The organism is Thermostichus sp. OS-CIW-29, from assembly GCF_054058195.1.
Map to the genome: position 1 here is coordinate 10986 of NZ_JBSSAB010000016.1, position 13737 is coordinate 24722.

Sequence of the window (13737 nt, forward strand, 5' to 3'; positions counted from 1 at the left end):
TTGGATACTCCTGCCCAGCCAGTCGCCTCGGCGGTGCGGAGCACCATAGGGATAGAGGTGGTGAAACTACCCGGTAAAACTTGCCCAGAGTTTTTCACCAGCCACTCCAGACCCGTCTCAACATCTGTCGGGGGCGTCGGATCTGCGGGCCAAGGGTCAGAATAAGCCAGCCTCAGACCAGCCGCCTGAGCATTGCGTAGCGAAGGAGCAACAGGGATGCAGCCGGTTGATTTAACCACCCTGCGCGCTGTGCTGGCAGATCTAGCCCAGGCTAAGACAGGTCGGGATCTAGTGTTGCCTGCCCGCGTGGAATGGATCCAACAGACCGATCTGTGGACGGTGGTCATTGGCTTGCGCACCCTCACTGCCCGTCCCTGCCTGCTGTTGTGCTGGCACCCTCAGGCGGCCCGTCTCCACCTCTGTCAGCCTCCTCCCAAAGAGCCGGATGGCTTTCAATTTAGCCAGTTCCTCCAACGGCACCTGAAGGGTTTGGCTCTGACGGAGCTGGCTCTGCTGGAGGATTGGGAACGGGTGATTGACTTGCGCTTTGCCCCTCGGCCCGGGGATCCCCCTTATCGCCATCTCTACCTGGAGGTGATGGGCAAGCACAGCAATGCCATTTTGGTGGACGAGGCGGGCATGATCTTGGCCAGTGGCCATGGGGTAAGCGAGCGCCAATCGCGAATCCGTCCAGTGCAGCCGGGCCTGCCCTACGAGGCTCCTCCGGCCCTAACCGACCCGATCCCGCAGCGATCCGAGCCCTTCTCCTGCTGGCAAGAGCGCGTTGCCCTGATCCCCGGCCCCATCGGCCAACGGCTGTTGCGCTGTTATCGCGGCCTCAGTCGGCACTTGGTGGAAGCGATGTGCCATCAGGCTGGGATCCCGCCGCAAACCTCCACCGATCACCTCTCTGCCCGCGATTGGCAGGCACTGTTTGCCAGGTGGCAAGACTGGTTAACCCGTCTGGAAACAGGCCAGTTTGACCCAGCTCCCACTCCCCAGGGATACACCGTTCTCGGCTGGGCAAGCGGTGCCGTTCCCGTTAGCGGGACGGAGTCCCTGCAACAACCTTCTCGACTCAATCTGCACCAACTTCTGGAAGGCTACTACCAGGCTCAGCTTAACCGCGAACAGTTTGAGCGAGAGCGCCACCGTCTGCTGCAAAGGGTATCCACCCTGCTGAAAAAGCTCTATCAGCGGCGAGAGCAATTTGAGGCAATGCTGGCCGACTCCACCCAGGCGGAAGCCTCCAAGCAGGCTGCCGACTTGTTGATGGCCCACCTCCACCTCTGGCGGCCAGGGTTGCATCACATCGAGCTGCCGGATTTTGCCAGCGGCCAGACGGTCAAGATCCCTCTCGACCCCGAAAAAAATGCCATTCTCAATGCCCAAGCCTACTACCGCAAGCACCGCAAACAAAAACGGGCCCAGGATGCTATCCGGCCCCTACAAGAGGCGCTTGGCCAAGAGATCCTCTACCTCGAGCAGGTGGAAGCGTCTCTACAGCAGCTGGAAACCTATCGGGATCCCCAAGACTTGACCACCCTCAAGGAAATTGAGACCGAGCTGATTGAACAGCGCTACTTGGAGAGTCCCACTCGCAACAGCGGGACAGAGTCTCTGCGGGCGAGCTCAAAACATGCCTCACCGGCAACCTTCAACCCCCACCGCTTTACCAGCCCCAGTGGCTTCTCCATTTGGGTGGGGCGCAACAACCTGCAAAATGATCAGCTCACCTTTCGCGTGGCTCAGGAACACGATTGGTGGTTTCATGCCCAAGAGATCCCCGGCAGTCATGTGCTGCTGCGCTTGCCCCCCGGGGCTGTAGCAGAAAGCGAAGATCTGCAGGCGGCTGCTGATTTGGCGGCCCATTTCAGCCGCGGTCGCCTCAGCGAACAGGTGCCGGTAGTCTACACTCGCCCGAAACTGGTGTTCAAACCCAAGGGATCCCCGCCCGGCATGGTCGTTTACAAACAGGAGCAGGTGCTTTGGGGGCGGCCCAGCCATGCGCAGCTGCTCATTGCGTCAGCCCTTGGGCCACACTGACGCAACTGGTTACTTTGTTTCTGGCCAAGTGGGCAGGTTCGAGGCATTCAAGGGAGAACTTCGAGGGAGTAAGCGGCGCTGCGGCCATGGCGGCTGGGATCGTACATTTCTTCGGCCAAGGCAGGAGCCACCTGGAATTGGCCGGGGATCTCCGGACGGAAGAGATAGACAAACTCATGGCGACCCTGCTTGAGCTCGGTGCTGAAAAAGGCCACGCGGTCATCCCGATTCTCTTGGCGGGTCCAAAACCAGTCCCACCAGTAGTCTGGGGCCAAGCCGGTGAACTCTCGCGGATCCTGGGAGGTGATCTCGGCGCCGCTGGGCAGGGGATCCTCGACCACCACGTAGTGGCTGTCCCGCTCGGCTTCCACCGTCAACCGGGCCAGGAGGATTTCTCCGGCCCTTACTGTGTCGCCAGGGCGCAGCGGCTGCTCTCGGTAGCGGATCTCCCCGTTGGGTTGGGGCTGGGGCTGTAGGCGGAAGTAGCTGCGGCTCACCGCAAAGCCTTGGGCTTGAGAGGGCAGAGGGTTGGGGACGAAGGCTTCTCCCCTCAAGCTGTAGTAAAGGGGGCCGGGGCCGGACTTTTCCAGGCGCAGGCTGCTCAGGTTCCCCACTTCTGCGTCAGCCCAATCCAGCCCATAGCGGGGATCCCCAGCGCCGGCCTGCCAGCGATCAAGAAGGGATCCGGTTGTCCCATCCAACACCCGCACCTCGCCGGGGCCGGGAAGCTGCTGCTGCTGGGCTTGGTAGTAGGCGGACAGGCCGAGGAGAGCATCGGCGGTGGCTTTGGTGGTGCGCCAGCGGTTGTTTTGCCGCTGCTGGAGAAGGGCCTCGGCAATCTGGGCAGCCCGGTCATCCTGCAGCCGAACGGCCAATTGCAAAAGCGGGCCGGCCACCTCCATGTCGTCGTAGGTGGAGCGCTCGTGGGTTGCCAAGGAAGAGGCAGCCGGGATAAACCAGCGCCCTTGGGGATCCTGTTGCCGCCGCTCCAGAACCTCATCCAGGGCTGCCTGGGCAAGATCCCTCTGGCCCAGTTGCAGGGCGGCCAGCCCTCGGTAGGCCAGGCCAAAGGTGGAGAGCCGCTCCGGCGGCGGCAGGTCGGCAGTCACCAAAGCGGGATCCCAGAGGGCCAGGCTGTAGGCGACAAAAGCCTGCAGATCCGGGGAGAGGGCTTGTGGCTGGGCCAGTTGAGCGGCCAGATAGTCCAAGGCCTGCCGCACCTGCCAATCTTTGAGGGCATAGCCGGCGGCTTGGGCAAGATGATATCCCTGCAGGATGTATCCGGTCAGATAGGGGTTGCTCCGGTCATGGGCCCACCAGCCCCAGCCCCCATCGTAGTTCTGGGATCCCTCCAGTCGCTGCAAGCCCGATCGAAGCACCTGGGGCAGCCGCTCCAGGGTTTGCGAGCGCAGGTTCAAGCCCAACTGCTTGCTGACTTGGGCGACGGCTAGGGCGGGCAAGAAGCGACTCAGGGTTTGCTCGGTGCAGCCGTAGGGGAACTCCACCAGGTAATCCAGCGGCTCCAGCAGGGTTGCTGCCGGGCTAGCGGCCAGTTCCAGGTGAAGCTGCCGGGATCCCGGCACCCAGGTGGCGGGCCAATCCAGCGATAAGTCAAGGCTGCCCTCCTGCACCCGACCCACCTGGGAGAACCGTTGCACAGCGCCGAAAGGCTGGCTGGGGATCCGCAGTTGCAACGCATCTTTCAGCCCATTCCCTTCCGCCCAGACCCGCAGAGAGGTATCTCCGGCCCCCAGAACCTGGAGAGGCCATTCCACCCGCCCCGCTCCTTGGGCCGGCACGGTGAGGCGTTGTCGTTCCGGGCCTTGCAATTTCAAGATCCCACCGGCAGGAACAGGAACTTCCAGCCGCACCTCCACCGCTTGGGCTTGACCCGTGCGGTTTTGCACAATGGCCGCCAAGGTGAGCTGATCCCCCACCCGGAAAAAGCGGGGAGCGGCCAAGCGCACCAACAGGTCTTTGCTAACCGAGACTGTGGCAAGAGCGGATCCCACCTGGGTGTCGGCAGTGGCGGCGCGGGCGGTCAAGCGCCAGGTGGTGAGGTTGTCGGGCCAGCGCACCTGCACCTGAGCCAGGCCATCGGCATTGGTGACCAGATCCGGGAACCAGGCGGCGGTATCGCGAAAGTCTTCCCGCACTTGGCCGGCCAGCTTGTCAGCACCGCCGGGATATTGCTGAGGGAAAGAGGTAGTGGTGGTAACTTGGTTGTACTGGCGCCCATAGAAGAAGCGGCGAATATCCGGGGTGAAGTCGGGTCGCAATAGGTAGAGGGCATTGTCCACAATCCCTAGGCCCACCTCGGCGCTCACCGGCTGCCCTTGGGCATCGCGGGTGCGGATTTGGATTTGGGCGGTCTCGCCCGGTCGATAGGTGGGTTTATCGGTTTGCAGCTCCACCTGCAAAAAGCGATCCAAGGGGGAGACCCGCAGCAGGGCCTCGCTTCGGTACAGCCGCCGCTCTGGGCCGATGGCAGTGGCAGTGACGTAGAGATTGGGACGATAGTCGCCGCGGATGGGCAGCCGCAGCGTGGCCGTATGCCCCTGGAGACGCAGCACCTGCACCTGGTGCAGCCGGGATCCCTCAATGCCCACCAGCACCGCCACATCCGGCAGCGGCGAGACTATCAGGATCTGGGCCTCCTCCCCCACCTGGTAGATCTGCCGATCCGCCACCACTTCCAGGCTGGGCAGGGATCCCCAACTTTGCAGGGGGCTGCCCGGCTCCACCACCCAGAGATAGTCCACCTCCTGCACCCGTTCGCGCCAGCGGTGCGGAGCACTTTGACGGCGGGGATCCCATGCCGTCAACCGCACCCGGTAGTCTCCCGGCTCCAGGTCGGCGGGCAGGTGGAGGTCGAGGCTGCCTTCCCCGTTGACAATCTGAAAAGGCTGCCGCAGCAGGGTACCTTGCCGTTGGTAGGTGTTGCTCTTGGGATCCCAGCGCCAGCGCTCCAGGCTCAGCTCTCCGGTGGCGCTGACGGGGCGGCCATCGTAATCGCGGGCTTGCAGCCGGTAGGTGAGGGTATCCCCCGGAGCGGGCAGGTGGCGGTTCACTTCCGCAAACAGAGCAAATTCGCCAGCCGTGACCCAGGCCCGCGCCGATCCTGTTACCGTCCGGCGGCTGATATCGGTCACCTCCACCTCGATGCGCAACTGCTGCACCTCTTGGGGGCCCCAGTAGCTGTCTTCTTCCCAGTCCAGATCGGCCAACAGGCGGGGTAGGTGAAAGACGGCACGCCCCTGGGCATCCGTCACCCCTTCCCCTTCCGCCACCAACTGGCCGTAGCCGCCGTAGTAGCCCTGCTCCTCTCCCAGGTCGTCGGCGAAATAGTCTTCCTCGGCAGAACGGGGCAACAGCCCATAGCGCAGGCTCCAGTCGGGGCTGCTGTAAACCCGGTAGCGAAGCTGGGCAGCGGCCACCGGCGCGCCGAAAAGATACTCGGCCTCCACCTGCACCTTCAGGGATCCCCCCCGCACCAGCCAAGGTCGGTCGGGCACCACCGCCACCTCAAACTCCGGCTTGCGGTAGGCTTCCACCTGAAAAGAGGTGTATTCGCGGCTGGATCCCTGCGGCCCTGACACCTGCCACTCCAGGCCGTAGCTGCCCAGGGACGCTTCTTCTGGCAGTTGAAACTCCCCATGGACACTGCCAAAAGCATTGGTGGCCAGGGTTTGTTCGCTCAACACATCCCCGTTGGGGGCCGTAAGGGTCAGTTGCACTGCTTGTCCTGGGGGGGGCGGCGTGAGGCGGGTTTGCTCTCGCACCAGGGCGCGGAAATAGACGGTTTGGCCAGGGCGGTAGAGGGGACGATCGGTGTAGGCGTAGATCCGGTGGGGCTGGTTCCAGCCATAGGCGTAGCTGCGGGACAAAGCCTGCAGGGTGTTGTCGGCACTGCGGCCATAGACCACCAGGGAAGAACCCTCTCTCGCCGGCAGGCCAAAGCGGGCCAGCCCCTCTGCATCGGTGGTGGCCGTCAGGGGATCCCCCCACTCCCCGAAAACTTGGATCTGGATCCCGGCCAGGGGACGCAGCTCCCGCAGGTGCACCGCCTGCACCACCAACTGGCTGGCATCCTGCTTCTGGATGAGGCCGAGATCGCTCACCAAAAACCAATGGTCGAAACGGGGCAAGGGTGCAGCCGTTTGCGCCAGCGGCTCCCGGCCCTCCGCCTCCACCCAGTAGGCCCCCGGCGGCAGGATCCCCAGCTCCAAGGTTTGGGCTGTCCACCCCTCTCCCGCTCGTCGTGGCACCGGCTGCTGCCAACTGCGCACAAGCTCCCGCCGCAGGGTGGGATACAGAGCCGGATTCAGGGAGCCATAGCCAGCATCCGCCAAATCCCGCAAGAGAGGGGATCCCTGCAGCTCTGTCAGGGAAAAGCGATAGAGGCTGAGCTGCACCGAGCCCAGGCTGGTGGCCCGCCACTGCAGCCGCGCCGGTTCTGCGGTCGTAAACACCTGGCTGGTGCTGTAGAGATAGAGACCGGGGGGGACAAGCTGAGGGCGCAAGGTGGGGATCCGGGCCGTTGCCCCCTCCCGCACCAGAACGGATCCCTGGCTGCCCACCGTTTCCAGGCCGGATCCCTGCACCGTCACCTGGTATTCCCCAACAGGCAATCGATCCAAGCGATATTCGCCATCTGCGGTCAAGCTGGAGCTGCGAGTGGCCGGGCCGGCGGCGATCACCCGGACGCTCTCCAGAGCTACCCCTGCCGGTAGCTCCACCCGTCCCACCAGGGATCCCGTCGGCTGTTCGGAAAGCAAAACTGCCAGCCCCACCCCCAACAACAGCACCAGGGCCGCTAACCATCGCCTCAGCATGGGATCCCTTTCCTCCGTTGCTCTGACTTTGCCTCTTTCGACCCAAACTATCGGGAGCCAGCAGCAGAACCTGTGTAGAATTTACCGTCCAACTTCGAGGGATCCCTTCCGGCTACTTCACCAACTCGAACACGTTGAACATGGGCAGGTACATGGCCACGATAATGCAGCCCACCATACCGCCCAGGATCACGATCATCAACGGCTCCAGCAGGCTGGTGAGGGCGCGTACCGCCTCCTCCACCTCCAGCTCGTAGAAATCCGCCGTCTTCATCAGCATCGCGTCCAGCTCCCCTGTCTCTTCCCCCACGCTGATCATCTGAATGGCCATGACTGGGAAGACCTTGGCCTTGTCCAGAGCAGGGGCAATCTGCCCTCCCTCTGAGATGGATTGGCGGGCGGCGTCAATGGCGTTGGCCACCACCTGGTTGCCGGAGGTGTCGCGCACAATTTCCAAGGAAGTCAGCACCGGCACCCCGGAGCGGGTGAGAGCGCCAAAGGTGCGGCAGAAGCGAGCCACCGCCGACTTCTGGATCAGATCCCCGAAGATAGGGAGCTTGAGGGCCAGCGCGTCGATGGTCTCCTTGCCGGCAGGGGTGCGGTAAAAGCGCCGGAAAGCAAAATAGACGGCCCCTAGAAAGCCCACCAGCCCCAAGCTGTACTGGGGCGTGCGTAGGAACTTGCTGATGTTGATGAAAAACTGGGTAAAGGCGGGCAGCTCCCCACCCAAGTCGTTGTAGATGCTCTCAAACGTGGGCAAGATGAACAGCACCATGCCCAAGAAAATCAAGACAGCCAAGATCGTCACCACCACCGGGTAGGTCATGGCTGACTTGATCTGCTTCTGCAGGCGATCCATGTCCTCCAGCAGCTTGGCCAGGCGGTTGAGCACTTCGTCCAGCACGCCGCCCACCTCCCCCGCCTGCACCATGCTGCAGTAGAGGCCGTCGAAGGCGTCGGGATAAGGGCGGATGGAGTCGGAGAGGTTTTTCCCCGCCTCCACCTCCGCTCGGATAGCCCGCAGGTACTTTTTGAGTTTGGGGTTGCCGGTTTGCTCCTCCATGATGGTGAGAGAGCGCACCATCGACACGCCGGCGTTGATCAAGGCAGCAAATTGCCGGGAGAACACTGCCTTGTCGCGAATGTCGATGGATCCCAGCATTGAGAAATCGAAAGACGTATCCAAGGAAAAGAAGGGTTTCTCCTCCTGAATGTCTTCCTGTTTGGCAAAAATCCCGTCTCGGCGCAGCCGTGCACGAACTTCGGTCAAGCTGTTGGCCACCACCGTCAGGCGTACCGGCTGACCGGCCTTTAACCCCCGAACCTTGTAGCGCGGCATGGCTGTACCCCCGGCTAGATCGCTCTAAATAACGAAATGGCTTTAAATGTTTCGCAGGTGCAAAAGAGAAGTCAGCCCAAACCTTGGGCAGATCAACAATCTCTCAGCTAGAGCTTAGCCACAAATCAAGTCAGCGGCTAGAGATCGGCAATGAACCCTCACCCCGGGATCCCAGCGCTGCCTGGTGGAGACGAAGTTTAGCGACGGGCGGCAACTGCTGCTGGCCGCTGTTGTTGGGCAGCCGCGGCTGGCGAGGGCCCGGTAACGTTGCCCAAAAGCCGCTGCAGCTCTTCAGGGCGAGAGGTCTTAGACATGGCCGTATCGAAGTCGATCTTGCCCTGTAGGTAAAGGTTAGCCAGATCTTGCTCCAGCGTTTTCATGCCCTGCTTGCCCCCCGTCTGGATAGCCGAGTAGATCTGGGCAGTTTTGCCCTCCCGAATCAGGTTGGCAATGGCCGGCGTCACCACCATGATTTCCTGCACCAGCACCCGTCCAGGCTCTCCTGGCTTGGGATTGAGGCGGCGGGCCAGAGTTTGGGAGAAGACGGCCTTGAGGGAGTTGGAGAGCTGCACGCGAATCTGCTGCTGCTGCTCGGGCGGAAACACATCCACCAAGCGATCCACCGTCTGGGCGGCAGAACTGGTGTGTACCGTGGCAAAGCAGAGGTGGCCCGTCTCGGCGGCGGTAATGGCCAACTGGATGGTCTCCAGATCCCGCATCTCCCCGATCAGGATCACATCCGGATCCTCCCGCATCGCTGCCCGCAGGGCATTGGCAAAACTCTTAGTGTCTTCCCCCAGTTGCCGCTGGTGGATGATGCTGCGAATGGGGGTGTAGATGTACTCAATGGGATCCTCGATGGTGAGGATGTGCTCGGCCCGTTCGCGGTTGATCATGTCGATCATGGAAGCCAGCGTAGTCGATTTGCCAGATCCCGTTGGGCCGGTTACCAGCACCAAGCCCCGCGGCAGGCGAGCTGCTTCCTTACACACATCCGGCAGGCCCAGCTTGTCGATGTTGGGGATCTCAGAAGCCAGGGCCCGCATGGCGCAAGCATAGGTGCCGCGATCGCGGTAGACGTTCACGCGGAAGCGCCCGATCCCCCGCACCCCATAGGAGCAGTCCAATTCCCAGTTTTGCTCCAGCTGCTTGCGCTGGTTGTTGTTCAGCATGCTGAAGATCAACCGCTGCACCTCCTCTGCCGAGAGAGGCTCATGCTCTGTCGGCTCAAGGTGACCATTGATGCGGAAGTAGGGGGGCAAACCCGCCGAGATATGAATGTCGGAACCGCCCTTTTGGACGATTGCTTCCATGAGGTCTTCGATCATCAGTTGGGGCATAGGGTTGGGTTCTCCAAAGGCGAGTAGAACTGTCTATCAAAAGAGCCGCCGGCCAAAGCCATGTGAGAAAGGCAACTGTATAGGACTGTTATAGTCGGCACCCCAACATCGTCAAGTGCCAAGCCGACTTCCTAAAACTTCGGGGTCAGGCAATAGGGGCAGTCCATCCAGTCCACATGCAAGGCCGCGCCACAGTTGCGGCAGGTGCTGAGAGCCTTGGCACGGGCCTTCAGCTCGCTTTCCAGACCCTTGTCGGTGAGGGTCACCCGATCCACCTCCTCCAGCGTGGTGAGGCCCTGCTTCACCAGCATCAAACTGTAGGCCAGCAGGGTTTTCATGCCACTTTCCACCGCCGCTTCTTTGATCACCTCCGTGGGGGCCTCTTTGTTGATCAAGTCCGCAAGGCGGTCGTTCATGCGCATGAACTCGTACACCCCTACCCGACCTTTGTAGCCCACGCCCCCACACTTCTCGCAGATGGGCTTGCCGGTGGCCTTGCGCTGCTCCACTTCTTTGGGGGAGAGCTTGTTGGCTTTGTAGAAGGTGAGCTGCTCGCCGTCGCCACTGAGGGTAAGGCCATAGCGGGCCAGCTCCTCCGGCGTGGGGTGGTAGGGGATCCGACATTCGGTACACACCCGGCGCATCAAGCGCTGGGCCAACACCCCCAGCAACGAGCTGGAGATCATAAATGGCTCGATCCCCATCTCCGTCAGACGGGCAATGGCGCCAGGGGCATCGTTGGTGTGCAGCGTGGTCAACACCAAGTGGCCCGTGAGGGAGGCTTCGATGGCGGTTTTGGCCGTCTCGTGGTCGCGGGTTTCCCCCACCAGGATCACATCCGGGTCTTGCCGCAAGAAGGCCCGCAGGATCATGGCAAAGTCCATGCCCTTTTCTCGGATCACCTGCACTTGGGTGATCCCCGGCAGCGAGTATTCAATGGGATCCTCGGCAGTGCTGATGTTGATGCCCGGATCGTTCACCTCCGCCAGAGCCGAGTAGAGGGTGGTGGTTTTCCCGGATCCCGTTGGCCCGGTCACCAAGATTAGGCCAAAGGGTCGCCTGACAATCTCCTTGAAGCTTTCCAAGGTCTCTGGGTCGGTGATCAGCTTGTCCAGCCCCAGTTGGGTGGCGGAGTTGTCCAGAACCCGCAGCACGATCTTTTCCCCATAGCGGGAGGGCAGGGTGCTGACCCGAAAGTCCACCTTGCGCCCCTTGAAGACCCGCCGAATCCGCCCATCCTGGGGCATGCGCCGCTCGGCAATATTCAGGTTGGAGATGATTTTAAAGCGGGCAGTGAGGGCGGGGACGATCTTCTTGGGAAAGTTTTCAAAAGCCTGCCGCAACACCCCATCTTTGCGGAAGCGGATGCGCAGGTATTCTTCTTGTGGCTCGATGTGGATGTCGGACGCCCCATCCTGCAGGGCCTTGACCAGGATCTGGTTGGACAGTTTAATAATCGGGGCATCATCTGCCGATTTGACCTGCTGCTCCAGGGATCCCTCGCCGGCCTCATCGGCAGCCACATCCTCAATAGCATCCAGATCGATTTCGGCAGTGTTGACCACCACCTCTTCTTCCTGTTGGGCAGCAGCCGCCTGTTGGGCAGCAGCCGCGTCGTTGATCCCCTTGATGGCCAGCAGCTCCGCCTGCGCATCCATGTAGCGGCTGATCAGGGTCTCGAAATCCCGCTGGGTGAAGACCCGCCGCTGCAGCTTCAGCCCCTGGATGCGGAAGCGCCGTTGAATGTCGTCCAGTGCCTGCAGGTTGTCTGGCTTGACCATCGCCACCGTCACCTGATTGTCTCGACGGCGAATGGGCAAGAATTTGTAGCGGTTGCAGATGTCGAGGGGCAAGATCGAGTCGATCAGCCCAATCATCTCGGAGATCTCCACCGGCTCCAGGTCGACATCCAGGGAGGGGATCCCGTAGATGATTTTCAGTTCAAAGAGCTGCTGCCGTTTGTAAGCCCGCTCCAGGTCAGGGGTGATCTCTTTGCCCACGATATCCTTGACCACCAGAGCCAGGGCCTTGCTGTTGCCCTCTCGATCCGCTTTGAGGGCGTTTTGGATGTCCTGGATCTGCTTATCGTCGGCAAAGCCCAGCTCCTTTAACTTGCGGCCAAAGGGGGTAATGCTGACGTTGGCGATGGCCAGAGCTTTGCTGGCAGCGCCGGCGCGGCGCGAGGTAAAAGGAGGGGGAGGAAGATCGTTCATGCTAGCGGGTCACCCACAATGCCTCTATTTCACTGCACTCGGCTGCTAAGGGTCAACGGTAAAGATACATAAGTCTGGACTGCCCAGAGGCCGCCAACCCTGGGCTTACTATGCCCCAACTCGGCTCAAATCTCGCATTCACATCCATCTCGTCCCCTAAGCCTCGCAGACCAACGCTTGCGACCGCTGGGTTAGGTAAAGGTTTTCGCTGTAATCGACAGGGCAGTCGATGAGGGTGGGCACCGGCTGCTCGAGGGCCTGCTTCAGGATGGGGATCAGCTCGGCAGCCTTTTCGACACGGTAGCCCTTGAGGCCCATGCTCTCCGCCAGCTTAACGAAGTCTGGATTGCCGAACTTGACGAAAGCAGCCTCGTTGTATTGATTGTGTTGCTTCCACTCGATCAGCCCATAGCCGCCATCGTTGAAGATGAGAGTTACAAAGGGAGTGCCCACCCTGAGGGCAGTTTCCAGCTCTTGGCAGTTCATCATGAACCCTCCATCTCCGGTTACGGCCACGATGCGCCGGTCGGGATGCACCAATTTGGCGGCCAAGGCCCCCGGAATGGCGATGCCCATGGCGGCAAAGCCGTTGGAGATGAGACAGGTGTTGGGTTTGTCACAGTGGTAGAGGCGGGCCATCCACATTTTGTGGGCGCCGACATCGGAGATGACGATGTCTTCGGGTTCCAGGACTTGGCGCAGGTCGTAGATCAGCTTTTGGGGCTTGATCGGGTAGCTCTGATCGTGGGCATAGCAGGTGTACTCGCGGACGATGTTCTGCCGCAGGCTGAGGCCATAGGGATCCGGCTTGCCCGTGCGATCGCAGCGGCGCAGGATCTCCATCAGGGAGTCGGAAATGTCTCCCACCACCTCCACTTGCGGAATGTAGCTGCTGTCGATTTCTGCGGGCAGGGCAGCGATGTGAACGATGGGGATGGTGCCGTCGGGGTTCCATTTCTTGGGAGAGTACTCGATGAGGTCGTAGCCGACGGCGATCAGCAGATCGGTGCGGTCGAAGCCACAACTGATCAGATCCCGCTGTTGCAGGCCAACGGCCCACAGGGACAGGGGATGGGTGTAGGGGATCACTCCTTTGCCCATGAAGGTGTTGACCACGGGGATGTTCAAGCGGGTGGCAAATTCCGTGAGGGCGCTGCTGGCTTGGGCGCGAATGGCCCCATTGCCGGCCAAAATCAAGGGGTTGCGGGCGCGGGAGATCAGGGACGCCGCTTCGTTCAGGCTTTGATAGGAGGCGTAGGTTTTGTCCAGGCGATCTCTCCTCAAGGGAGTGCCGCTGGCTTCCATGGCGGCGATGTTTTCCGGCAAGTCGATGTGGACGGCCCCGGGCTTCTCGGTTTGGGCCAATTTGAAAGCCTTGCGCACGATCTCCGGGGTGATGCTGGGGCGCACGATCTGGGCATTCCACTTGGTGACGGGGGCAAACATGGCCACCAAATCCAGGTATTGATGGGATTCGATGTGCATGCGGTCGGTGCCCACTTGGCCGGTGATGGCCACTAGGGGTGCTCCATCCAGGTTGGCGTCGGCAACTCCGGTCATCAGGTTGGTGGCGCCCGGCCCCAAGGTGGAGAGACACACCCCCGCTCTGCCCGTCAGCCGGCCATAGACATCGGCCATGAAGGCGGCCCCCTGTTCGTGGCGGGTGGTGATAAAGCGAATTGAGGAGCGGCGCAGGGCTTGCAGGACTTCCAGGTTTTCTTCGCCAGGAACGCCGAAGATGTACTGCACCCCCTCATTTTCCAGGCAGCGAACCAGCAGTTCGGCGGTATTCATGGTGGCAAGGGTATGGAGAACGGTGGATCTGGATCCCACCATAGACGGCGGACGGGGCAAGGGATAACTTGTTTTCTGGGCTTGGGGACGGGGGCAGGCTGGGCTGGGAACCAAGCTAAGCTCAAAGGGGCGGCCCAGGCCCAATTGCCCCTCCAAGCTTCCTCTTCTGG

Annotated in this window: 6 protein-coding genes; 1 reads left to right on the plus strand and 5 read right to left on the minus strand. The window is 61.5% G+C overall.

All coding sequences use genetic code 11. The features are described 5' to 3' along the window. The first annotated feature begins 216 nt into the window (after positions 1–216). Positions 217–2046 (plus strand): Rqc2 family fibronectin-binding protein, encoded by a 1830-nt coding sequence (locus tag ACVWZJ_RS07370; RefSeq protein ID WP_011433720.1) that lies wholly within the window; start codon positions 217–219, stop codon positions 2044–2046. A gap of 47 nt (positions 2047–2093) precedes the next feature. Here the strand turns inward: ACVWZJ_RS07370 and ACVWZJ_RS07375 are convergent, their stop codons facing one another. From ACVWZJ_RS07375 to ACVWZJ_RS07395, 5 genes are all read right to left on the minus strand, one after another. Beyond that, the gene (locus ACVWZJ_RS07375) at positions 2094–6881 is read right to left on the minus strand and encodes an alpha-2-macroglobulin family protein (RefSeq protein WP_011433721.1); all 4788 of its coding nucleotides are present in this window, start codon (positions 6879–6881) and stop codon (positions 2094–2096) included. A gap of 112 nt (positions 6882–6993) precedes the next feature. Continuing rightward, positions 6994–8220 carry a type II secretion system F family protein gene (locus ACVWZJ_RS07380; RefSeq protein ID WP_011433722.1) on the minus strand — a complete coding sequence of 409 codons (1227 nt, stop codon included), beginning with the start codon at positions 8218–8220 and terminating at the stop codon, positions 6994–6996. Between the two features lie 197 nt (positions 8221–8417). Continuing rightward, entirely contained in the window at positions 8418–9560 is a 1143-nt protein-coding gene (locus tag ACVWZJ_RS07385) for a type IV pilus twitching motility protein PilT (RefSeq protein WP_238376760.1), read from the minus strand. A 131-nt stretch (positions 9561–9691) separates the two neighbouring features. Then, positions 9692–11773, minus strand: a complete 2082-nt coding sequence (locus ACVWZJ_RS07390; protein WP_011433724.1) for a GspE/PulE family protein — start codon at positions 11771–11773, stop codon at positions 9692–9694. Between the two features lie 156 nt (positions 11774–11929). Further along, positions 11930–13567 (minus strand): acetolactate synthase large subunit, encoded by a 1638-nt coding sequence (locus ACVWZJ_RS07395; protein WP_011433725.1) that lies wholly within the window; start codon positions 13565–13567, stop codon positions 11930–11932. Positions 13568–13737: the final 170 nt, after the last annotated feature.